The organism is Lachnoclostridium sp. An118 (assembly GCF_002160985.1).
In the GTDB taxonomy this organism is placed as follows: Bacteria; Bacillota; Clostridia; order Lachnospirales; family Lachnospiraceae; genus Claveliimonas; species Claveliimonas stercoravium.
Genome location: NZ_NFLQ01000008.1, coordinates 15,948 through 36,884, shown reverse-complemented (window position 1 = coordinate 36,884; position 20,937 = coordinate 15,948). Strand labels below are relative to the sequence as shown.

The 20,937-nt window shown below is 48.7% G+C and carries 30 protein-coding genes and 1 tRNA gene; 3 read left to right on the top strand and 28 right to left on the bottom strand.

What is annotated here, in order from left to right; translation table 11 throughout:
- Positions 1–16: 16 nt before the first annotated feature.
- The 20 genes from rpmD to rpsJ form a co-directional block, all read right to left on the bottom strand.
- Complete coding sequence (rpmD, locus tag B5E62_RS08550) at positions 17–196, bottom strand: 50S ribosomal protein L30 (RefSeq protein WP_076780570.1); 180 nt, start codon at positions 194–196, stop codon at positions 17–19.
- Between the two features lie 14 nt (positions 197–210).
- Positions 211–720, bottom strand: a complete 510-nt coding sequence (gene rpsE / locus B5E62_RS08545) for a 30S ribosomal protein S5 (RefSeq protein ID WP_087174184.1) — start codon at positions 718–720, stop codon at positions 211–213.
- Between the two features lie 15 nt (positions 721–735).
- Entirely contained in the window at positions 736–1,104 is a 369-nt protein-coding gene (gene rplR, locus B5E62_RS08540) for a 50S ribosomal protein L18 (RefSeq protein WP_033124787.1), read from the bottom strand.
- A gap of 17 nt (positions 1,105–1,121) precedes the next feature.
- A complete protein-coding gene (rplF, locus tag B5E62_RS08535; RefSeq protein WP_087174183.1) occupies positions 1,122–1,664 on the bottom strand; it encodes a 50S ribosomal protein L6 in 543 nt (180 codons plus the stop codon).
- 279 nt (positions 1,665–1,943) lie between these two features.
- Entirely contained in the window at positions 1,944–2,345 is a 402-nt protein-coding gene (gene rpsH, locus B5E62_RS08530; RefSeq protein WP_033124785.1) for a 30S ribosomal protein S8, read from the bottom strand.
- 15 nt (positions 2,346–2,360) lie between these two features.
- Positions 2,361–2,546, bottom strand: a complete 186-nt coding sequence (locus B5E62_RS08525; protein WP_016220062.1) for a type Z 30S ribosomal protein S14 — start codon at positions 2,544–2,546, stop codon at positions 2,361–2,363.
- 11 nt (positions 2,547–2,557) lie between these two features.
- Positions 2,558–3,097 (bottom strand): 50S ribosomal protein L5, encoded by a 540-nt coding sequence (gene rplE / locus B5E62_RS08520; protein WP_033124784.1) that lies wholly within the window; start codon positions 3,095–3,097, stop codon positions 2,558–2,560.
- Positions 3,098–3,122: 25 nt separating this feature from the next.
- On the bottom strand, positions 3,123–3,434 hold the full coding sequence (gene rplX, locus B5E62_RS08515) for a 50S ribosomal protein L24 (RefSeq protein ID WP_033124783.1): 312 nt from the start codon (positions 3,432–3,434) through the stop codon (positions 3,123–3,125).
- A gap of 17 nt (positions 3,435–3,451) precedes the next feature.
- Positions 3,452–3,820, bottom strand: a complete 369-nt coding sequence (gene rplN, locus B5E62_RS08510) for a 50S ribosomal protein L14 (protein ID WP_033124782.1) — start codon at positions 3,818–3,820, stop codon at positions 3,452–3,454.
- A gap of 19 nt (positions 3,821–3,839) precedes the next feature.
- Entirely contained in the window at positions 3,840–4,094 is a 255-nt protein-coding gene (rpsQ, locus tag B5E62_RS08505) for a 30S ribosomal protein S17 (protein ID WP_033124781.1), read from the bottom strand.
- Between the two features lie 103 nt (positions 4,095–4,197).
- Positions 4,198–4,401, bottom strand: a complete 204-nt coding sequence (gene rpmC, locus B5E62_RS08500; RefSeq protein ID WP_033124780.1) for a 50S ribosomal protein L29 — start codon at positions 4,399–4,401, stop codon at positions 4,198–4,200.
- On the bottom strand, positions 4,391–4,828 hold the full coding sequence (gene rplP, locus B5E62_RS08495; protein WP_087174182.1) for a 50S ribosomal protein L16: 438 nt from the start codon (positions 4,826–4,828) through the stop codon (positions 4,391–4,393). The genes rpmC and rplP overlap by 11 nt, the downstream gene beginning before the upstream one ends.
- Positions 4,828–5,484 carry a 30S ribosomal protein S3 gene (rpsC, locus tag B5E62_RS08490; RefSeq protein ID WP_087174181.1) on the bottom strand — a complete coding sequence of 219 codons (657 nt, stop codon included), beginning with the start codon at positions 5,482–5,484 and terminating at the stop codon, positions 4,828–4,830. The genes rplP and rpsC overlap by 1 nt, the downstream gene beginning before the upstream one ends.
- Before the next feature lie 10 nt (positions 5,485–5,494).
- A complete protein-coding gene (gene rplV / locus B5E62_RS08485) occupies positions 5,495–5,881 on the bottom strand; it encodes a 50S ribosomal protein L22 (protein ID WP_033124777.1) in 387 nt (128 codons plus the stop codon).
- A 30-nt stretch (positions 5,882–5,911) separates the two neighbouring features.
- Positions 5,912–6,193: a 30S ribosomal protein S19 gene (rpsS, locus tag B5E62_RS08480; protein ID WP_076780555.1), complete on the bottom strand. Its 282-nt coding sequence runs from the start codon at positions 6,191–6,193 to the stop codon at positions 5,912–5,914.
- Positions 6,194–6,218: 25 nt separating this feature from the next.
- The gene (rplB, locus tag B5E62_RS08475; RefSeq protein ID WP_033124775.1) at positions 6,219–7,061 is read right to left on the bottom strand and encodes a 50S ribosomal protein L2; all 843 of its coding nucleotides are present in this window, start codon (positions 7,059–7,061) and stop codon (positions 6,219–6,221) included.
- Between the two features lie 387 nt (positions 7,062–7,448).
- On the bottom strand, positions 7,449–7,754 hold the full coding sequence (gene rplW, locus B5E62_RS08470; RefSeq protein ID WP_087174180.1) for a 50S ribosomal protein L23: 306 nt from the start codon (positions 7,752–7,754) through the stop codon (positions 7,449–7,451).
- Positions 7,754–8,374: a 50S ribosomal protein L4 gene (gene rplD / locus B5E62_RS08465; protein ID WP_087174179.1), complete on the bottom strand. Its 621-nt coding sequence runs from the start codon at positions 8,372–8,374 to the stop codon at positions 7,754–7,756. Before rplD ends, rplW begins: the two co-directional genes overlap by 1 nt.
- A 28-nt stretch (positions 8,375–8,402) precedes the next feature.
- On the bottom strand, positions 8,403–9,086 hold the full coding sequence (gene rplC / locus B5E62_RS08460; RefSeq protein WP_033124772.1) for a 50S ribosomal protein L3: 684 nt from the start codon (positions 9,084–9,086) through the stop codon (positions 8,403–8,405).
- 68 nt (positions 9,087–9,154) lie between these two features.
- The gene (gene rpsJ / locus B5E62_RS08455) at positions 9,155–9,472 is read right to left on the bottom strand and encodes a 30S ribosomal protein S10 (protein WP_033124771.1); all 318 of its coding nucleotides are present in this window, start codon (positions 9,470–9,472) and stop codon (positions 9,155–9,157) included.
- 406 nt (positions 9,473–9,878) lie between these two features.
- Here rpsJ and B5E62_RS08450 point away from each other — a divergent pair, with 406 nt between their 5' ends.
- The 3 genes from B5E62_RS08450 to B5E62_RS08440 all read left to right on the top strand — a co-directional run bounded on the left by B5E62_RS08450 (position 9,879) and on the right by B5E62_RS08440 (position 13,478).
- A complete protein-coding gene (locus B5E62_RS08450; RefSeq protein WP_087174178.1) occupies positions 9,879–10,751 on the top strand; it encodes a LysR family transcriptional regulator in 873 nt (290 codons plus the stop codon).
- Positions 10,752–10,971: 220 nt separating this feature from the next.
- Positions 10,972–12,345 (top strand): sodium-dependent transporter, encoded by a 1,374-nt coding sequence (locus B5E62_RS08445; RefSeq protein WP_087174287.1) that lies wholly within the window; start codon positions 10,972–10,974, stop codon positions 12,343–12,345.
- 200 nt (positions 12,346–12,545) lie between these two features.
- Positions 12,546–13,478 carry a permease gene (locus B5E62_RS08440; protein WP_242957789.1) on the top strand — a complete coding sequence of 311 codons (933 nt, stop codon included), beginning with the start codon at positions 12,546–12,548 and terminating at the stop codon, positions 13,476–13,478.
- Positions 13,479–13,549: 71 nt separating this feature from the next.
- Here B5E62_RS08440 and B5E62_RS08435 read toward each other — a convergent pair whose 3' ends face one another.
- The 8 genes from B5E62_RS08435 to B5E62_RS08400 form a co-directional block, all read right to left on the bottom strand.
- Positions 13,550–14,266 carry a YcxB family protein gene (locus B5E62_RS08435; protein WP_162610285.1) on the bottom strand — a complete coding sequence of 239 codons (717 nt, stop codon included), beginning with the start codon at positions 14,264–14,266 and terminating at the stop codon, positions 13,550–13,552.
- Positions 14,267–14,699: 433 nt separating this feature from the next.
- Positions 14,700–15,176, bottom strand: a complete 477-nt coding sequence (locus B5E62_RS08430) for a glycine/sarcosine/betaine reductase component B subunit (RefSeq protein WP_033124768.1) — start codon at positions 15,174–15,176, stop codon at positions 14,700–14,702.
- Positions 15,177–15,188: 12 nt separating this feature from the next.
- Complete coding sequence (gene prdD, locus B5E62_RS08425; RefSeq protein ID WP_087174176.1) at positions 15,189–15,959, bottom strand: proline reductase cluster protein PrdD; 771 nt, start codon at positions 15,957–15,959, stop codon at positions 15,189–15,191.
- Positions 15,960–16,075: 116 nt separating this feature from the next.
- Positions 16,076–16,801, bottom strand: a complete 726-nt coding sequence (gene prdB, locus B5E62_RS08420; RefSeq protein ID WP_087174175.1) for a D-proline reductase (dithiol) protein PrdB — start codon at positions 16,799–16,801, stop codon at positions 16,076–16,078.
- Positions 16,798–17,100, bottom strand: a complete 303-nt coding sequence (locus tag B5E62_RS08415) for a CBO2463/CBO2479 domain-containing protein (RefSeq protein WP_087174174.1) — start codon at positions 17,098–17,100, stop codon at positions 16,798–16,800. The genes prdB and B5E62_RS08415 overlap by 4 nt, the downstream gene beginning before the upstream one ends.
- Positions 17,101–17,114: 14 nt before the next feature.
- Positions 17,115–18,965 carry a D-proline reductase (dithiol) proprotein PrdA gene (prdA, locus tag B5E62_RS08410; protein ID WP_087174173.1) on the bottom strand — a complete coding sequence of 617 codons (1,851 nt, stop codon included), beginning with the start codon at positions 18,963–18,965 and terminating at the stop codon, positions 17,115–17,117.
- Between the two features lie 206 nt (positions 18,966–19,171).
- Positions 19,172–20,563 (bottom strand): proline reductase-associated electron transfer protein PrdC, encoded by a 1,392-nt coding sequence (prdC, locus tag B5E62_RS08405; protein WP_087174172.1) that lies wholly within the window; start codon positions 20,561–20,563, stop codon positions 19,172–19,174.
- Positions 20,564–20,744: 181 nt separating this feature from the next.
- Positions 20,745–20,842 (bottom strand) — tRNA-Sec (locus B5E62_RS08400).
- Between the last annotated feature and the right edge of the window lie 95 nt (positions 20,843–20,937).

Here is a 20,937-nt window from a genome sequence, read left to right as displayed (position 1 = left end):
CTTACTTTGTGATGATCTAAACTTCTTCTACCTTTACTAAATGCTGCACCTGCTTTACCATGCCTCTTGTAGCTGCATTGTCCGGTAAAACAACTGTCTTGCCTGTCTTCTTAAGACCTAAAGCTTCTACTGTCTTCTTATGCTTCGGCACAGCACCGATTGTAGATTTTACTAAAGTAATCTTTAAATCTGCCATTTTCATCTGCCTCCTTAGCCTAAGATTTCCTCGATGGATTTGCCGCGGAGCTTGGATACCTCTTCAGGTGTCTTTACTTCCTTCAATCCCTCGATTGTGGCAAGCACTACATTCTGTTTGTTGTTGGAACCAAGAGATTTTGTACGGATATTCTTAATTCCTGCCATCTCGATAACGGCACGGGCCGGACCGCCGGCAATCACTCCGGTACCATCCGGAGCTGTCTTCAGAAGAACGGAAGCGCTTCCGAATTTGCCGATCTGATCATGTGTGATACTTCCGTTTTCATCTAATGCCACAGTGATCAGCTTCTTTGTAGCGTCCTCTTTTCCTTTGCGGATTGCTTCCGGGATCTCGGTTGCCTTTCCTAAGCCTGCGCCCACATGGCCGTTGCCGTCTCCCACAACCACGAGAGCAGTAAATCTCATGTTGCGTCCACCTTTAACAACCTTGGTTACACGCTTAATTGACACTACTTTTTCATTTAATTCTAACTGACTAGCATCAATACGTTCCTGTTTCATGTGTGTTCTCCCTTCCTAGAATTCCAGTCCAGCCTCACGAGCTGCGTCTGCAAGTGCCTGGATCTTTCCGTGATATACAAATCCGCCTCTGTCGAATACGACTTCCTTGATGCCCTTCTCCAGAGCCTTCTCTGCGATCACTTTGCCCAGAGCAGCTGCTGCTTCAACGTTATTGGTCTTCTCAAGGTTTGCTTTCACATCTTTCTGAAGAGTGGAAGCTGCAACCAGAGTGTTCCCTGCCACATCATCAATAATCTGCGCATACATGTGATTATTGCTTCTGAATACGGCTAAACGTGGGCATTCAGGTGTACCGCTTAAACGGTTACGTAATTTTCTGTGCTTTTTAACACGCACTTCTGTTCTTGATTTCTTGCTAACCATTTTCACACTCTCCTTATTTATTTCTTACCAGTCTTACCAACTTTACGTCTGATCACTTCATCAGCATACTTGATACCTTTGCCCTTGTATGGCTCCGGTCTTCTCTTGTCTCTGATCTCAGCCGCATACTGGCCAACCTTCTCTTTGTCAATTCCCTGGACAGTGATTTTGTTCTGTCCCTCAAGGACAGTCTCAACGCCCTCAGGATCGGTCATTTCTACCGGGTGAGAGTATCCTAAGCTGAGTGTCAGCTTATTGCCGGATTTTGCAGCCCTGTAACCAACACCGTTTACTTCCAGGACCTTCTTGTACCCTTCTGTAACACCAACGACCATGTTGTTGATGAGTGTTCTTGTCAGGCCGTGAAGGGATTTCATCTTCTTCAGGTCATTCGGCCTTGTAACGACGATCTGGTCTCCCTCCTGCTTGATCTCCATTTCGATCGGAAGCTCCTTCTCAAGAGTTCCCTTAGGACCTTTAACGGTCACTTTATTATTCTCTGCGATCTCAACAGTAACGCCTGCCGGGATCGTGATCGGCAGTCTTCCTATACGTGACATACCATGTCCTCCTTAACTTAAATTTTCGGAGCAGATGCTCTAGCCTGCTCTGTTTTCAGTCACATTGAGCACTTAGCGAGGTTTTTTACGAGCTTAGTGCGAAAGTGCACTCGGCCCACTTGGCGAGGTCCCTCACGAGCCTAGTGGCCGTAGTGTGTCCTCTTCCCCGCATGCTCATTTATTTTTTATAAGGATGTTCTTCTCGCTCCGCTCGAAGAACGGCCTTCTCACTAGGTTCAAGCTGCGCCTTACGGCTTGCTTTCTCCAAGTGTTCAGTGCCTACCAAACGAAAGCCAGGACTTCTCCGCCTACGCCCAGTTTTCTTGCTTCTCTGTCAGTGATCACGCCCTGGTTTGTGGAGATGATCGCTGTTCCCAGTCCGCCGAGGACCTTGGGAAGCTCCTCGCTGCTGGCGTACACACGCAGACCCGGCTTGGAGATTCTCTTCAGTCCGGAGATGACCTTCTCATTCTTGTCAGCACCGTATTTCAGTGTCACACGGATCGTCTTGAACGCACCGTCTTCTACGATCTCATATTTTGTGATATATCCCTCATTGTATAAGATGTCCGCGATAGCGACCTTCATCTTGGATGCAGGGATGTCTACTGTATCGTGTTTTGCAGTGTTCGCATTACGGATTCTTGTAAGCATATCTGCAATAGGATCACTCATAGTCATGGATTGCTTCCTCCTTTACCAACTTGCCTTTTTCACACCCGGGATCTGTCCTTTGTATGCCAGTTCGCGGAAGCAAACACGGCAGATACCATATTTTCTCAAATATGCGTGCGGACGACCGCAGATCCTGCAGCGGTTGTATTCTCTTGTGGAGAATTTCTGCTTGCGCTGCTGTTTGATTTTCATTGCTGTCTTAGCCATAATTTACCTCCTTATTTTGTAAACGGCATGTTGAACTGTCTTAACAGCTCGCGAGCCTCTTCGTCTGTCTTTGCAGTTGTGACAAAGATAACGTCCATACCTCTCACTTTGTCAACCTTGTCGTACTCGATCTCCGGGAAGATGAGCTGCTCTTTGATACCAAGAGCGTAGTTACCTCTTCCGTCAAATGCGTTCGGGTTTACACCTCTGAAGTCACGCACACGGGGAAGGGCAAGATTGATGAGACGGTCAACGAACTCATACATCTTCTCTCCTCTTAAGGTAACCTTGCAACCAATGGGCATACCCTCTCTGATCTTGAAGTTTGCCACAGATTTCTTTGCCTTACAGATAACAGCCTTCTGTCCTGTGATCTTTTCCATATCAGCGATCGCTGACTCTAAAACCTTGTGATTGTCTTTTGCCTCGCCTACGCCCATGTTGATAACAACCTTGTCAAGCTTCGGCACTTCCATGATATTTTTATAACCGAACTTTTTGTTCATCGCGTCGATGATCTCGTTCTGGTACTGTTCTTTCAGTCTGCTCAAAGCACTGGACCTCCTTCCTCAACAATTAATCGATTACTTCGCCTGTTGACTTTGCAACGCGGACTTTCTTGTCACCATCCATCTTGAACCCTACTCTTGTAGCTTTTCCTTTGTGGATGTACATTACGTTAGAAATATCAATAGGTCCTTCCTGATGAACGATACCGCCATTCTGATTGGAAACACTCGGCTTTGTGTGCTTCGTCAGCATGTTGATACCCTCCACGAGAACTGTACCGTCTTTCTGATTAACAGCGATGACCTTGCCTTCCTTGTCCTTGTCTTTTCCGGCAATGACCTTTACCATATCGCCTTTTTTGATCTTCATAGTTGACATCTTATTCTCGCACCTCCTTAAAGTACTTCCGGAGCCAGGGAAACGATCTTCATAAACTGTTTGTCACGAAGCTCCCTTGCCACGGGCCCGAAGATACGGGTTCCTCTTGGGTTTTTGTCTTCTTTGATTATTACAGCAGCATTCTCGTCGAAACGGATGTAGGAACCATCTTTACGGCGAGTACCTTTTACAGTACGTACAACTACAGCCTTGACTACGTCTCCTTTTTTTACAACGCCGCCTGGTGTTGCATCTTTAACGGAAGCAACGATCACGTCGCCGATGCTCGCATATCTTCTTGTGGAACCGCCAAGCACACGGATGCAGAGTAACTCTTTTGCACCTGTATTATCTGCTACTTTCAGTCTGCTTTCTTGCTGTATCATGCAGGTTTCCCTCCTTATACTATTTCACTTTTTCCATGATCTCGACAAGTCTCCATCTCTTATCCTTGGACAGCGGTCTTGTCTCCATAACCCTTACCTTGTCACCGATGCTGCACTCGTTTGCCTCATCGTGGGCTTTTAATTTGTACGTTCTCTTTACGATCTTTCCGTAAAGGGGATGCTTTACATTATCCTCAACAGCAACTACGATCGTTTTGTCCATCTTGTTGCTGACTACCTTGCCAACACGTGTTTTTCTAAGATTTCTTTCCACGGTGTTACTCCTTTCTCTGCGTTTTACTCAAAATGGCTTATTAAGGATGTTCTCCTCGCCGCGCTTGGAGAACGGCCAAAGAGCTGAGCCCGAAAAAACCTCGTTAACCTCTCTTGGCCTCTGTGATCAGAGTCTGGATCCTTGCGATGTTCTTTCTGACCTCTTTGATTCTGCTGGTGTTGTCCAGCTGATTTGTTGCGTTCTGGAACCGTAAGTTGAAAAGTTCCTTTTTAGCAGCTACTAATTCTTCGTTCAGCTCTGCAGCTGATTTTGTTCTTAAATCTTCTACAAATGCATTAATTTTCACTGTTATCACCGCCTTCTAAGTCTGCGCGAGAAACGACTTTACATTTACAAGGTAACTTGTGTGTTGCAAGGCGAAGAGCTTCTCTTGCCACTTCCTCAGGAACGCCTGCGATCTCGAACATAACGCGTCCCGGCTTTACAACTGCCACCCAGTACTCCAGGGTACCTTTACCGGAACCCATACGTGTTTCAGCTGGTTTTGTAGTTACAGGTTTATCTGGGAATATCTTGATCCACACTTTACCGCCACGCTTGATGTAACGTGTCATAGCGATACGGGCAGCCTCGATCTGGTTTGATCTGATCCAGCAGGGCTCTGTTGCAACGATACCATATTCACCATATGAAAGCGTGTTTCCACGAAGCGCTTTTCCTTTCATGGAGCCACGGAACTGTTTACGACGTTTTACTCTTTTTGGCATTAACATTATTTATCGCTCCCTTCCTTTGCTGCCTTTTCCGGAAGAACCTCGCCTTTGTAGACCCAAACCTTTACGCCAACTTTTCCGTAGGTCGTGTCTGCCTCGGCAAATCCGTAGTCAATGTCTGCTCTCAGTGTCTGAAGAGGGATCGTTCCCTCGCTGTAGAACTCTGTACGGGCCATATCCGCTCCGCCAAGACGTCCTGATACGGAAGTCTTGACTCCGAGAGCGCCAGCCTTCATTGTCCTGGACATGCAGGACTTCATCGCACGTCTGAAGGAGATACGGTTCTCCAGCTGCTGAGCGATGTTCTCAGCTACCAGCTGTGCATCCTTGTCCGGTCTCTTCACTTCCTTGATGTCTACGACCAGCTTCTTGTCTGTATATTTTGCAAGCTCGCCTTTCACTTTCTCGATCTCGGAACCGCCCTTGCCGATGACTACGCCCGGCTTTGCTGTGTAGACAATGATCTTCACACGGTCGGAAGCTCTCTCGATCTCAATCCCGGAAATGCCCGCGCTGTATAATCTCTTTTTCAGAAATTTTCTGATTTCATGGTCCTCTACAAGATTGTCAGCGAAATCCTTATCTGCGTACCATCTGGAGTCCCAATCTTTGATAATGCCGACTCTTAAACCATGAGGATTAACTTTCTGTCCCATAATACCCTCCTTATCTTTCATCAAGCACAAGTGTGATGTGGCTCATTCTCTTCTCGATCCTGTAAGCTCTGCCCTGTGCTCTAGGTCTGATTCTCTTCATTGTTGGTCCCTTATTTGCATAAGCCTCTGCAACGTAAAGGTTCTCAGCATTCATACCATTGTTGTTCTCAGCATTAGCGATTGCTGACTCTAACAGTTTCTTTATAATACTTGAAGCATATCTTGGATTGTATGTTAAGATTCCAAGTGCTGTTGTTACATCCTTACCTCTGATGGCGTCCAGTACGAAGCATGCCTTCTGAACAGAAACCCTAGCATAGGATAACTTTGCTGAAGGTCTTGTGTCCTTGTTAGCATTTCTCTCTCTCTTGATCTGGGATCTATGTCCTTTTGCCATGGATGAACCCTCCTTTCAAATTAGCCTTATTTATCTCACTCTTGATTTCTTCTCGTCTTTTCCATGTCCTCTGTATGTTCTGGTCGCAACGAACTCACCAAGCTTGTGTCCAACCATATCCTCTGTTACATATACCGGCACGTGTTTTCTTCCGTCATGAACAGCGATTGTGTGACCTACCATGCTCGGGAAGATCGTAGAACGGCGAGACCATGTCTTGATAACGGACTTCTCTCCGGATGCGTTCATTGCATCGATCTTTTTAAGCAGGCTTGCGTCTGCGAATGGTCCTTTTTTAAGTGAACGAGCCATTAGTTCTACCTCCTTGTGAAACTATTTATTTGATTCCTTTACCGTCACGTCTTCTTACGATCAGCTTGTTAGAATGTTTATTCTTCTTGCGGGTCTTAAGACCAAGAGCCGGTTTGCCCCAGGGTGTACACGGACCCGGACGGCCGATTCCTGTCTTACCTTCACCACCACCGTGCGGATGGTCGTTCGGGTTCATAACAGAACCGCGCACTGTAGGACGGAAGCCCATGTAGCGTTTGCGTCCCGCTTTACCAATGTTGATCAGGTTGTGATCGCCGTTTCCTACCACACCGACAGATGCGCGGCACTCGATCGGAACCATTCTCATTTCACCAGACGGAAGTCTGAGGGTTGCATATTTTCCTTCTTTAGCCATTAACTGGGCGCTGTTTCCGGCGGAACGAACAAGCTGTCCTCCCTTGCCCGGATAGAGCTCGATGTTGTGGATCTGTGTACCAACCGGGATGCGTGAAAGCGGCAGGCAGTTTCCTACTCTCACCTCAGCCTCAGGTCCGTTCATGACTTTCATGCCGTCTGTCAGTCCCTGGGGAGCCAGGATGTATGCTTTCTCGCCGTCCTCGTAACAGATCAGCGCAATGTTCGCGGACCTGTTCGGGTCGTACTCGATACCGATTACTGTAGCCTGGATACCATCTTTTCTTCTCTTGAAATCGATGATCCTGTATTTTCTCTTAACTCCGCCTCCGCGGTGTCTTACTGTGATTTTTCCCTGGTTATTACGTCCTGCCTGGCTGCTCTTGGAAGCAAGCAGAGATTTCTCTGGAGTCGTCTTTGTGATTTCAGCGAAATCAGATCCAGTCATCTGTCTTCTGGAAGGCGTATATGGGTTATAGGTTTTAATTCCCATGATTGCTTCTCCTTTCAATGCTAATTATCTGTGTCACGGAATTGCACCGTATATGCGCGATAAGCAGAGTGAGAATTATTGCGGATAAGACTGCCACGCTTGCGTGAGCAGGCTTATGCGAAATAATTTGAGCGTGTAACGCGACTGAGGGACCGCAGGTCCCGAGGTCACGCTGCTTATCGCTGTGGATCCATTGGAGTTATCCGCAATGGATTTACAGGTTCGCTCAACTAGGCTCACATAGTAGATACATCCTCGCTTTGCTCGGAGTATCTGCTTTCGCACTAGGCTCGAAAGAACCTCGCCAAGTGCTCAATGCATCGCCAAGTTTCGCGAACGGGGTCCGACTAAGCTTCAGCCTTCGCTATCGCTCGCCTTCAGCAAGTCTTATAACCCCTCGAAGATCTCGATGTCAGCGCTGTCCTCTGTGAGCTGGACAACAGCCTTCTTTGTCTTGGCTGTCTTTCCGAACTTCATGGTGCCGCGCACTCTCTTGCTCTTTCCCTCGTTGTTCATTGTGTTCACCTTCGCAACCTTGGCGCCCGCGAACATCTTCTCAACAGCCTCTTTGATCTGAGATTTTGTGGCCTCTGTGTGGACAAGGAATGTGTATTTTTTCTCGCCCATCAGCTCCATGCTCTTCTCAGTCACTACCGGTTTAAGGATCACATCATAATATTTGATATCAGCCATTATGCGTACACCTCCTCAATGCTTGCAACAGCAGCCTTTGTCGTAATGACTGTGTTGTATTTCAGGATGTCGTACACATTAATTGTATTTGTCTTCGTGGTCTTTACATCAGCGATATTCTTTGCAGAAATCTCAGCGTTTGTATTTCCGTCCTCTAATACGACTAATGCTTTCTTCACATCCAGGTTCTTCAGGACATTTGCAAAATTCTTTGTCTTGTGGTCTGCAAATGCGATCTCATCGATAACGATGAACTTGTTCTCCGCAACCTTAGCAGAAAGCGCAGACTTGAGAGCAGCTCTCTTCTCTTTTTTGTTCATCTTGAAAGAGTAATCTCTCGGAACCGGCGCGAACACTACGCCGCCGCCCGTCCACTGGGGAGCTCTCGTTGAACCCTGTCTTGCGTGGCCTGTTCCTTTCTGCCTCCACGGTTTTCTTCCGCCGCCGGAAACCTCTGAGCGGGTCTTCGCCTTCTGTGTTCCCTGACGATTATTTGCAAGCTGGCTTACAACTGCCATGTGTACCAGGTGGTCATTTACTTCCACACCGAACACAGCATCGTTTAAGTCGATCGTACCAACTTCTTTACCTTCGATATTGTAAACAGATACGTTTGCCATCTTAAGTGTTCCTCCTTCCTCGCAAAAACTAGTTAGCAGCTTTCACTGTTTCTTTAATAGTTACCAGAGATTTCTTCGGTCCTGGTACAGACCCCTTGATGAGCAGCAGATTGTTCTCTGCGTCTACACGTACCACTTCCAGATTCTGGATCGTGATCCTCTTGTTACCCATCTGTCCGGGCATCTTCTTGCCCTTGAACACCTTGCTCGGGTCAGATGCAGCTCCATTGGAACCTGCGTGACGGTGGAACTTGGAACCATGAGCCATGGGTCCTCTGTGCTGTCCGTGTCTCTTGATCGCGCCCTGGAAGCCTTTACCCTTGGAGATAGCTGTGGCGTCTACCTTGTCGCCAACCTCAAAGATATCAGCCTTGATCTCCTGTGCCGGAGCATACTCGCTGGCGTTCTCAAATCTGAACTCCTTTACGTATCTCTTTCCAGAAACACCGGCTTTTGCGAAATGTCCCTGCTCTGCCTTTGTCAGGCCATGGCGGTGAACGATCTCCTTCTTGCCGCTTTTATCCTTGTTGATGATCTTGTCCTTCTTGTCAACAAAGCCAACCTGCACTGCATCGTAACCGTCATTCTCAACAGTCTTGACCTGTGTTACCACACAAGGGCCAGCCTGAAGAACTGTTACAGGTGTCAGCACGCCGTCTTCGTTGAAGATCTGTGTCATTCCGACTTTTGTAGCTAAGATAGCTTTCTTCATTATAAATACCTCCTGTGATTTACAGCGGAACACCTTTTGGTGTTCATCCTAAATTTTAGGAATACTGCTTACTTGTTTTTCATTTTGATATCAATATAAACACCAGCCGGCATCTCCAGTCTTGACAGAGCGTCTACTGTTTTCTGCGTCGGTGTGATGATATCGATCAGTCTTTTGTGAGTCCTCTGCTCGAACTGCTCTCTGGAGTCTTTGTACTTGTGGACAGCACGCAGGATCGTAACTACTTCCTTCTTAGTCGGAAGCGGTACAGGTCCGCTCACCTTTGCTCCATTCTTCTTTACAGTTTCGATGATCTTTTTCGCGGATGCATCAACAAGCTGATGATCATACGCTTTCAGTGTGATTCTCATTACTTGACTTGCCATAAAAAAAGTCGCCTCCTTTTCGTACTTTTGCTTTAGTACGACAAGCGGTGACTGTACACTCTCCCGTGTGTGTCGTGAGAAACACCCACGTTGTTACTGCATCTCAGCAGCTGTTATAGTAGTTTCGTACAGTGACTTGTCGCCAGTTTCCTAACTTGACATTCGCTCCACGGAAAACCCGCCCTCACTTATGACTTTGCCGGGGCGGCAACCTCACGCTTCACAGCTATCATGTCACAGCCGTTTTATTATATATGAAATACCTCGTGTTTTCAAGTGTTTTTTTACATTTTTTTAATAATTCATCTTACATGGATATTTTACTTGTTTTTTTCTCTCTCATCCTCTACCATTTACTATCATGGCACCCTATTAAAATACATTATATATAGAAGGAAAGCAAGTTATGGATATCAAAAGATGGAAAGTTATGCTGGCTGTTGACGACTACGGCAGCTTTACCCGGGCAGGCGAGGCGCTTGGCTACACCCAGTCCGGCGTCACACAGATGATGAAGGCCCTGGAGAAGGAGGTCGGTTTTTCACTCTTTATAAAAGGAAAGAAGGGCGCCGTCCTGACTCCGGAGGCCCAGTCCCTTATTCCCTCCGTCCGGGCGCTCCTCAACGCGGACGAAGTCGTTCACCAGGAGATATCCGCGCTGAAGGGCACCCCCACCGGCACCATCACGATCGGCACATACTTAAGCTGCTCTATCCACTGGATTCCGGAAATCATCCAGAAATTCAGGGAGAGCCACCCGAATATCGTCTTCAAGGTCATAGAGGGCGCCGAGGATGACCTCCCGGACTGGATCCAGGAGCGCCGGGTGGACATCGGATTCCTCAGCCACCAGGAGGGACATCATTTTCAGTTTCTGCCAGTCATGGAGGATGAGCTTTTTGCCGTTCTTCCCAAGGGCCACAGCCTGGAGGACTGCAGCGCTGTTCCCATGGAGAAATTCACAGGCGCTCCCTTTGTCACGACAGAGTATGCACCTGGCAGTGACATTTACCGGATCCTGAATGAATTCCACATCAAGCCGGATATCCGATTTCTCTCCATCAACGAGTTCTCCGTTCTGTCCATGGTGGAGCACGGACTGGGCATCACCATCCTCCCCGGTCTCCTCCTGAGAGGGCAGACCGGCAGCTTTATAAAACGAAGGCTGAAGCCGCGCTCCTTCCGCCAGCTCGGGCTGGGCTACTCTTCTTACGACGACCTCTCTCCTGCTTCCAGGATCTTTCTGGAGTACGCAAAAAGCTTTCTTCTGGATGACTGATTTTTTGCGCGCAAAACATTAGTTATTCTAATGCTGACATTAACTTTTTTCATGTTTTTTATTGACATCTCGCCTCTTTTCATCATATACTAGAAGGGAGGATTGAGATGTAACGGTGCTCTCGCAAATGCTGAGAGTGCCGCTTTTTTATTTTCTCCCTCGATCAAGGGAGGCACAGAAGGCGGAAACAGCCGGCTCCCGAAAGAAAGGAAGTATCTTTATGAGTAATCAGACAAACCAGGAAACTCGTCAATGGGGCTCCCGATTTGGCTACCTCATGGTTGCCGCCGGCGCTGCGATCGGCCTTGGAAACATCTGGAGATTTCCCTATCTTGCCTACCAGGGGGGCGGTGGTGTATTCCTTGTGGTCTACATCATCGTGGTAGCTCTGATCGGTCATCCCATGGTACAGATGGAGACTGCCATCGGCCGCTATACAGGCAAGGATACGGTCAGCGCCTTTCAGCGCATCAACAAAAAGTGGGGCTTTGCAGGCTGGATGGCCAACATCTGTACCCTGATGATCAACATGTACTACGTCGTCGTGGGCGGCTGGGTCGCCAAGTACGCGTTCCAGTATCTCACAGGCGGCGACTTCGGCGCTGACAAGCAGGCCTATTTCGACAGCTTCACCTCCTCGACCGTAGAGCCCATCGTCTGGGCCATGATCCTCCTTCTGTTCGTCTCGGTGCTTCTGTATTTCGGCATCACCAACATTGTGGAGAAGATCTCCAAGGTCATGCTGCCGCTCCTCTTTGCCCTGCTCATCATCTGCGGCATCTGGGCCTTCTTTGTAAATGAGAACGCCATCGAGGGCGTGAAGTATTACCTGCTTCCTGATTTCAGCAAGTTCAGTTTCACCACCTTCGCCCAGGCAGCGACGCAGGTGCTGTTCTCCGTGGGCATCGGCTGGGGCCTCTATGTGACCCTGGGCGCCAACATCCCCAAGCAGAACAACCTGAAGAGCGACGCAGTCATGGTCTCCGTCTTTGACACGGCCGCCGCGATCCTGGCCGGCTTCGTCATCGTTCCCTCCGCCTTTTCCGGCGGCGTGGACATCGAGTCCGCAGGCCCCAGTCTTGTGTTCAATGTCATGACGGACATCTTTGAGAAACTGCCGGGCGGCCGGATCATCGGCTTCTGCTTCTTCCTGGCCATCCTCTTCGCCGTGATCTCCTCGCTGTTCAGCTTCTTCGAGATCTCTGTGCGCACCTTTGAGGATAACCTGCACATGGGACGGCTGAAGGCCTCCGTCACGACGGCTGTCATCGTCGGCATCGGCAACATCTTCGCCTCCCTCGGCTTTGGGCTCTTAAGCGGTGTGAAGCTTCCCTGGATCGATGCAGGCGGCTTCAAGACCCTGGGCATCTACGACTGGCTGGACACCTTCACAGCCTACCTCCTAATGCCCATCGGCTGCATCCTCGTCTGCATCTTCATCGCGAAAGTATGGGGCTTTAAGAACTACGAGAAGGAGGCCACCAACGACGGAAAGTTCGGCCATGTGAACACCTATGAAAAGTTCCTGACCGTCTTCGTGGTTCCCTTCTTCATGATCATCATTCTGCTGACCGTGTTCGGCTTCATCAAATAAGAGCGGAAGCAGTAATTTGAACAATCAGGCGTTTGTTTTTATCGCTCAAATTAGACAGAATGCTCAGTTTCAGTTGACTTGTTAATTTTTTGATGATACAATGGCAGTGATAACCGGGTTCGCCTCCGCTATAATCGGGGGTAGCTTTAGGGGGGCGGGCTCTGAAACAATTTTTATTCATAATCTGGAGGGATGTTTTTATGGCAATGTACATCATGAAGGGATTGTGCGTGATCGGTATCATCCTGAACGTTGTTCTGATGATCCGCAAGAACAAAGAGCTCCGCGCAAATCCGGAGAAAGACCCTGGAACTGGAATGACCGGCGAGGAACTGTGGCAGAGAGGTAAACAGCCGAAGAATCTTGTCGCAACCATTATCACTGGATTTGTAGCGAACTTCCTGGATACTCTGGGAATCGGTTCTTTTGCTCCGTCATCTGCTTCTTTTAAGCTGACGAAGTCTGTAGACGATATCCTGGTTCCCGGCACGCTGAACGTAGGCGATACCGTTCCTGTATGTGTGGAGGCTTTCCTGTTCTTCGGTTTCGTAGATATGGATATCCTGACACTGGTTCTGATGATTGCCGCTTCCGTAGTTGGTTCTTTCGTAATGGCCGATATCGTAACCAAGTTCGACCGGAAGAAAGTTCGTTACGCGCTGTTCGTAGGTCTCTTCATCCTGGCTACCGTGATCCTGATGAAAGTTTTTGCGATCGGCCCATTCGGCACCATCGGTACAGAGCTTGGTCTTCGTGGCGTGAAGCTCGTGATCGCTGTTGTTGGTAACTTCATCTTCGGCGCTCTGATGAGTATCGGTGTTGGTCTGTACGCTCCTTGTATGGCTATGGTTCTGGCTCTTGGTATGGATGCCGGATGTGCGTTCCCGGCTATGATGGGATCCTGCGCATACCTGATGGCATTCGGCAATGGCCCGAAGTTCATCGCTCAGGGAAGATACGACATGGTTGCCTGCTGGACACAGGCTATCTTTGGCGCCATCGGTGTTTACTGCGCATACGCTTTCGTATCCAGTCTGCCGTTGGATACACTGACCAAGGTTATCGCTGTTATCGTTTACATCACAGCGTTCCTGTATCTGCACGACGCTATCAAGAAAGGTTCTGCAGCGTAAGCAGACTCATAAAAACTTCATAATGAGAGAAAAAAAGGTTCTGCGTGGTCATCCCACACAGAACCTTTTTCTTATCTTCTTTCTTTTTCTCTCTCCTGCGCCTCGATCCGCATCCGCGTGATGTGGCCGCGTATCTGCATTCCAAAGTTCTTAAACCGGTTCCAGAGCCCCACAGGCAGCCAGCGGTAATCCGCGCCGCTCTTCTCAAGGATAAACTCCTTAAAGTCCCTCTCCTCACCTTCGGTAAAGTTTGCCTTCGGCAGGATCAGCAGATCATCCTCGTTCATACCTACGTAGTATGTCTTTTCATCCTCCCAGATCCGGTAGATCGTCTTGTAGTAACCCATATTGTCCACAGACCCGTTCTGCCGCACCCGCACGCCTGTATTGCCGAACAGGTAGGTGAGCTCCTCGTTTTCCTTCACCGCCGGGTCCCCTCTCATCGTGCCAAGCGCCAGATACTGCCGGAACAGTCCCGTCGCAACGAGCAGGGCGCCCACGCCGTAGCAGACGATCACGCCGGGCAGCGCCATATTCTTTACCAGAGTCGGCACAAGCGCCAGCAGGATGCCTGTCATAACCAGGTTGAAGGTGACACGCGGGTGTTTCACCCGGTTATAGAATTTGATATATTTCATCATCATGGCCTTGTCCCGCCGGATGTCCACCACATACCGGTTCTTCCGCGGATCGGCCGCCGTCTGCTGCTCCATTTTCACTTCTTCCAATTTCTCCATTCCTCCCTTTCGTTTCGACAGGATTGCCGTCTCGTGGATATTATACCACATCTCCGGGCATATGCCTACAGAAAGTGCGGTCTGCCGTCGCTTTTGTCTGATAAAGTGATAATACGTCACTTTATTAAATTTATACAAATTCAGCATCCGGCAATACACTTTATTTGTATAAACATACAACTTTTCCCCACCTTCTCCAGGTGTCTTGACACCCGGGCCATCTTGTGCTATAGTTAACCCAATCTTAATAAAGGTTGCAGTTGCAGTTGATCTGATGCCGACCGCTTTCCCCAAGGGCAGTCCTGCATTGGTGAACTACAATTTATATATACTTTTCTCCGTCAAGGAGATACTTTTCCCCAGCTTTGTATATATACATACAAACTGCATTGCAACGAGGAAAAACCTCTCAATGACATACCAAGAAGAAAGGGCACGACATGAGCAGATGTCGTGCTTTTTCTTTACAGCTTTTTTTCCTGTCCTATCTCTCCTGCTCCGCCTTTCTCATCTTCAGCTTCAGAAGAGCCAGGGCCTTCTTGCAATCCAGCTCCACAACGTTGTTTTCCCCGACAACATTGGTCTCTGTGCCGTCCGCGCTCTTGTTTATATCTATGATGCCGTCAAGATAATTGTTCGTGACAACAAACTGGGCCACAGTACCGCTGAAATTCAGGCCTGTCACGGCTATCCCTCTCGTCCCGAGCTGCTCACAGGTGTTCGTAAAGTCCACGTCACTGTTTCCCCAGCCGTCCGATGAGATGATCACGCCGTCCGCACGCATGGCCTCAGCCCACACAGCTGTACGAGTCCCAACGAGCATTTTGTCTACGTTGTCATCCGGTGTTCCCACAATAACGATACCCATCAGATCCACATCTGTGTCCTGAGAAACCACATCCAGAAGAGGGTCTCTGAAATGATGAAGTGATGTTTCTTTTGTTGATGGTCCGATACCCATACTGTTCACCTCCTACTGCATGGAACGGATAATTCCGTCTCTGTATTCATTGGGCGTCACAAGGATCGGCATATTGCCCATATCTATGATGGAACGTCCGCCTTCCACACCTGATGGCTCTTTCGCAAACAGATGCGTATCGTACATAGCGCCCTGTCCAGCCACCTGTTTTACAATAAGTACTCTCTTCTTGCCAGGTCTCACGATATCGTGATACTCGTGGCGCTCTGTGCATTTTTCGCCCTTGAATTTCTTCAGCTTCTCGCGATATGTCTGGATAAACTTATCGCAGGCCCTGTGAGCTGCTGTCGGGCCTGGCCTCTCCTGTCCCATGCCCTCCTTCAGGGTGACGTCAAAGGATATGATGTAATCGTCGTCTCCAGGTGTTCCTGCTCTGTTGAGGACGAGCTGCTCCTTCAGATTACCCTCCGAGGACCCAAACTCATGGCACTGCTTTCCTACAGTATCCACACCTGTAAGGATCACGTATACTCCTGTGATGGTATGTGTAATGCCCTCCCCTATCTTTCCAAGGACCTTAGTGGATATCGGGATGATGTCCATGATCGTGTTTGTCCAGCGGTCATGGTCGCCTGGCTTAATGATCTGGATGTCAATCTTCTCTATGTAGTCTTTTTCTTCCTCCACGAGCTTATCCAGCATCTCTTTGCTGACAGTCATATGTCCGTCTACATTGATGTCGTTGTGCTCTCCCCACTCCACATCTGTCATGTGGAAGGCCTTGATCACAAGACGGCGCAGATCTTTTACCTGCTCTGCCATTTTACCACCTCCATGATATTGTTATTTTTTTATCCTGCTTTTTTTACAAAAAGGGCAGATGCAACATACATCTGCCCTTAAAATCCTGTCTGACGCTCAATCCAATATTTCAGATATTAGATCTTAGCAACGTATTCATACGGCAGCGGTACGATCGTTCCAGGTGTGGAGATCTTCTCTAACTGCTCCAGAGTAGCCTTTACGATCTGTGTCTGCTGTTCTACGTTGTGAGGACCACCCGCATTAGCACCCATAGGTACTAACGGAGCTACCGCACGAGGAGTTCCGGTCTGACGTACAACCGGAGGAAGGGCTGCAATAATGATCGTAGGAATTCCAGCCTCTTCAATCGCTCTCTGCACCAGTACTGCAGAGCGGTGGCAGGTACCTCAGCCAGCGGTGAGGATTACTGCGTCAACATCCTCTTCTGTAAACATCTTTGCGATGGCCGGACCAGTCTCATGTTTGAACTTCTCCTGGTTTCCGCCGCCGCCCATGAAACCTGCGTGTACAGGAGCACATGCTCTGATGAAGCCCTCTGCAGCAAGCTCATGAATTCTGTCGATGGGGAACATACAGTTGATGTCCTTATTGACATCACTGTTGTCATATCCACCGTGGGATACCATCAGATCGCTGGATGGTGTTGTGTTCTCGATCTTTCTCCATGTGAAGTCGCCGGCAAGATTGAATCTCTCCTGTGATTTCTTATGAACACCAGCAGCTGTTGCAAGAGCGATAGACATGTCTTTCAGCTCTTTTGTTACAGGCGCCCATACCGGAGGAGGTGTAATCGGAACAAAAATTTCAGATTGTAAACCTTTAACAACCGTTAAACTCATTTTGAAACCTCCTTATTTTCCATTTGCTCACGCATCTTTTCCTGATTGCGTCTTTCTTTTTCTATATTGCTGACATATTTCTCATTTACCTCTGGGCCAAGCTGCTCCGGAAAGCTCATGTTCCATCCGACCTCCTGTCCCACCTTCGGCTCTGTGTCGCATATGAACATCCTCTTTGGAGCCTTGAAGAAACCAAGACGTCCTTTCAGGTCCACGCTGATGCTGCAGTCGTCAACATCCACGACAACGCCTTCCATGTAAATGATCCTGTCGCCATAGTGCAAACGTTCGTTGTTCATGCAACCGCCTCTGATTAGTCGTATTTTTCCTTACGCTTCTGGCTCATCGGCAGGGACTGCTCGTTCTCAACAAGATCAACCTTCTTGCCATAAGCAGCCTCGATCAGCTCTACGTTTGTAGACTTAACGTTCGGGTTCCACTTCTTCTCAGCAGCCTTTACTTCCTCGCCTGCCATAGCTGTCTTCAGCATAGCCAGTGCACGGATAGCATCCTCTTCACACAGAGTGTTGCATCCGAGAACCTCGTTCTCGATACCGGACTCAGACTTGTTGTTGTCAACCATGTATGTCATGTACTTGTTACCAACAACGAGAGCGCCCTGTACTGCACAGTAGGACATTCCTACAACCGGAACACCTCTCATACCGATCTGCTCGATATGGCTTGCGAAGTCGATGTGGTTGTTTCCAAAGCCTTCTGTTGTAACGAATGCTCCGTCAACGTCCATCATCTCTACTGTGTGGCCTACACGTTTGGATACATAGAACTTCTCTGCATTGATCTGCGGGCTTCCTACGAATACAACGCCGCAAAGGTCAACCTCCGGATCATGAAGGGCCTCAAGAACGAGAGGCTCTCTCCAGTAATGTCTGGACATCTCTTTGGATGCAGGTCCGATACATGTCAGAGCGTGGATACATCCATCAAGGACCTCAAGCGGAGATACGCATACAGGAACGTTTCCTAAGTCAACGTTAGCCCTTGCACCAAGGATACCAACCGGCTCTACCGGAAGGATGAAGTTGTCGTGCATAGCTCCCTGTCCCATGATCTCTTTTACGATAACGACTTTCTTCTTGCCAGGACGACGAACCTGTTTCAGTTCCTGAGTCTCAGCAACAAGGCTGTCATCAAGCTCTTTCATAACCTCGCGGATTTCCTGTGTGATGACATCAAAAGCTGTGTGGGCAGCCATAGGTCCACGACGCTCCATGTTTGTCTTCTCCTGGATCACGATGTTACCCTTGATGAAGATCTCGCCTTTATCCGGGCAGCTCGGACGTCCCCACATGATGTTCTCGTCAAGGTATCCCTCAGAAGAACCGAACTCACCGATCTGAACTCCGCCTTCATCTGTACCTGTCAGCATCATAACAACGCCGTCCAGAACTCTTGTCACACCTGTACCGAGGTCAGCGTCGCCCTCTTTTGTAGCGATGGGCTGTACGTCCATGATAGTCTCGGAATATGTGTGATATTTGTCAGGAGTGATGATCTCCAGGTGGAAATCTTTAACCAGCTCCTGGTTGTCGATTACTTCCTGCTCGATTCCCTCACGGATGTAAAGAGTTGTTCCCTCGATCTTTGTCTCAGGTCCTCTCTTAACCTCTGTGATCTTGAAGTGCTTTCTTGTTAAGGTTCCTACAACCTTCTCCTCGCCAGCCTCTGCTGCCGGTGCTGCCGCGTCTGCCGCAACTGCTCCTGCCGGAACCTCTGCAACTGCTGCGCCGCCGTTTCCAAGAGCTCCAACCGGGATCTCAAGGTTGATGTCCTTGCCCTCTCCGATGTGGATCTTCAGAACTCCGCCTGCTGCTGTCGGTGCTGCCGCAACCGGTGCTGCTGCAGGTGCCTCTTCCTCTGCCGGAGCTTCCTCTGCTTCCGGTGCGCTCGGAGCCTTTGCTCCCTCTACTTTGTCAGCAGTAAGCGGGCAAAGAGAGTCGCAGGTCTCTTTCAGTTTTGCGCCTAATACTTCCTCGATGGTAAGGCATCCATCAAGGTTCAGTAATCCTGAATCTACAAGATCGTCAAAGATTGCCGGATCTTCCAGATTAGCTGGCTCGATTGTAATGCCGCCTTCGGCTCTACAACAAAGTACTGCAGGATCATGCGCATGTGCTTTAGCTGTTTCAGCTGTGATTGACATATTTTTTCCCTCCTTGTTTTGTTGCCTGCAGGTATCTCTTGCGGGATACCCGGCTGTTATTTACCCGCGCTTTGCACGGGTAAGGGTGTATATTTTCAGCCGCCGACAAAGAGAAAATACCTCTCACTTTTCTCTCCTGCGGGAGTATCGGGGTGTCTCCCGCAGGCTTTATCTGCGACAGAAATACCGTAGCTCTCCAGGTCATCCTAGAAGTCGATGTCCTGGCTTACCTCTTTCGAGATCTTCAGTGTTCTGTAAAGAGGATGTCCAATGGTCCTCATCACATGGTCTGTCTGGTGGAAAACTTTCAGTCCCATCTTCGGACCGGAAGCCATAACTGTGTTGGAGCAGTCAGAGCAGTTACCGATGATGATGTACTCGCATCCGTCTTTCTTAAACTGCATGTTGTTCTTAACCTGTCCGGGACAGTTACCAGGTCTTAAGCATTTCAGCGGAGCACCCGGCTTGTTCTCGATAGCCTGTTTGCATCTGCATACAGATATGACATTGGCATTCATCTTGGAAGCGATCTCACGCATACGCTCCTCGCTTCCGCCGCAGGCACAGACAAGAAGTCCTGTCTTTGCGCCGTGAAGATCCGGGAATTCCATTGTCACAAGGATACCGCCGGTAGTCTTTGTGATAGGAGCATCCAGTTCTGTAGATTTTCCTGTGAAAGCTCCTCCCATGATGATCTCGCCGTACTCGCCGTCAATACCGCCAGCCTTCTCGATCAGCTCTCCAACGCTTACACCAACCGGAACATCCATGAATACGTGTGCTTCATTACCGCCCACCAGTTTACCGCGAACGGTTACATTCTTTGTGATGCATGGTTTTCTCTCATCGATAGCTTCTGCTACTTTTGCAACTGTCTCCAGGTTTACAACCACGGATCTTGCTGCTGACGGAAGCTGTGTTGTTGTAAGGTTCACGCCAAGGCACTCTCTTACTACGGCACGCTCCTCGCCCATCGGATAGATATCTGCCATCATGTGCATGGAGATGTCCGGCTCGCTCTTCAGAGCTGCATCCAGGATCTTGATGGCTTTGTGATGTTTCTTCTTAATAGCAAAGATTGCTTTGTCGGCATGTGTGATCTCCATACAATATTTCACACCACGGATTACTTTATCCGTCTGCTCCTCGAGCTGCTGGATGTTGTGCTCCAGTCCGGGCTCGCACTCTGCCGCATTGATCAGGATGTAGCTGTGCTCCAGCTTGAATCCTTCTGGCAGCTCCGGGTTGATCTCCGGATCCATCTCACCCATGGGAGTCTCAGCAAGGTTGATGTTCAGCTTAATGCCTGTCGGGAAACCGGCGCCGCCCATTCCAACGATTCCTGCTTCCTTTACCATCTCGAGCTTTGTCCCCTCTTTGATAGGAACGAATTCTTCTTTCTGTTCTTCGTCTGGTTTGATGATGATGCGATCATCTGTCACTTCCTCTACCACACCGTAAACACTGGAAAAAATATTTGCCCCAAGTCCAGTCGGTGTGGCGATCAGTGTGCCTTTTTCCACTGCATCGCCGGCTTTCACGATAGCCGCGCACGGTGCGCCCACATGCTGGCGCAGTAAGATCTGTACATTTCCCATGACACTCTTCTCCTTTTCTTCTTTTTTATCTAAGCAAAAACAGATACGGTCCGGCCGTTTCCATTTACTTATCCCATCGAACCTTCACTCGACCAATCAAAAGAAGACTTTCCGGTCAGTTTTTATAAATTTTATCTATAAATTCTTTCTGCTACTTTTTTAACAGAAATCAGGTGTTTTCTGGCGGAGGCATGTGGGAATCGAACCCACCCGGGACGCTCTTAACGCCCCACACTAGTTTTGAAGACTAGGAGGCACACCAGTCACCCATCTACCCCCGTATTTATATCTCATGCTCATTAACAATAGCACAGGTTTTTTCAGAATTCAAGCCTTTTCTGAACACTTTTATATTAACAAAAAATCATTGACTT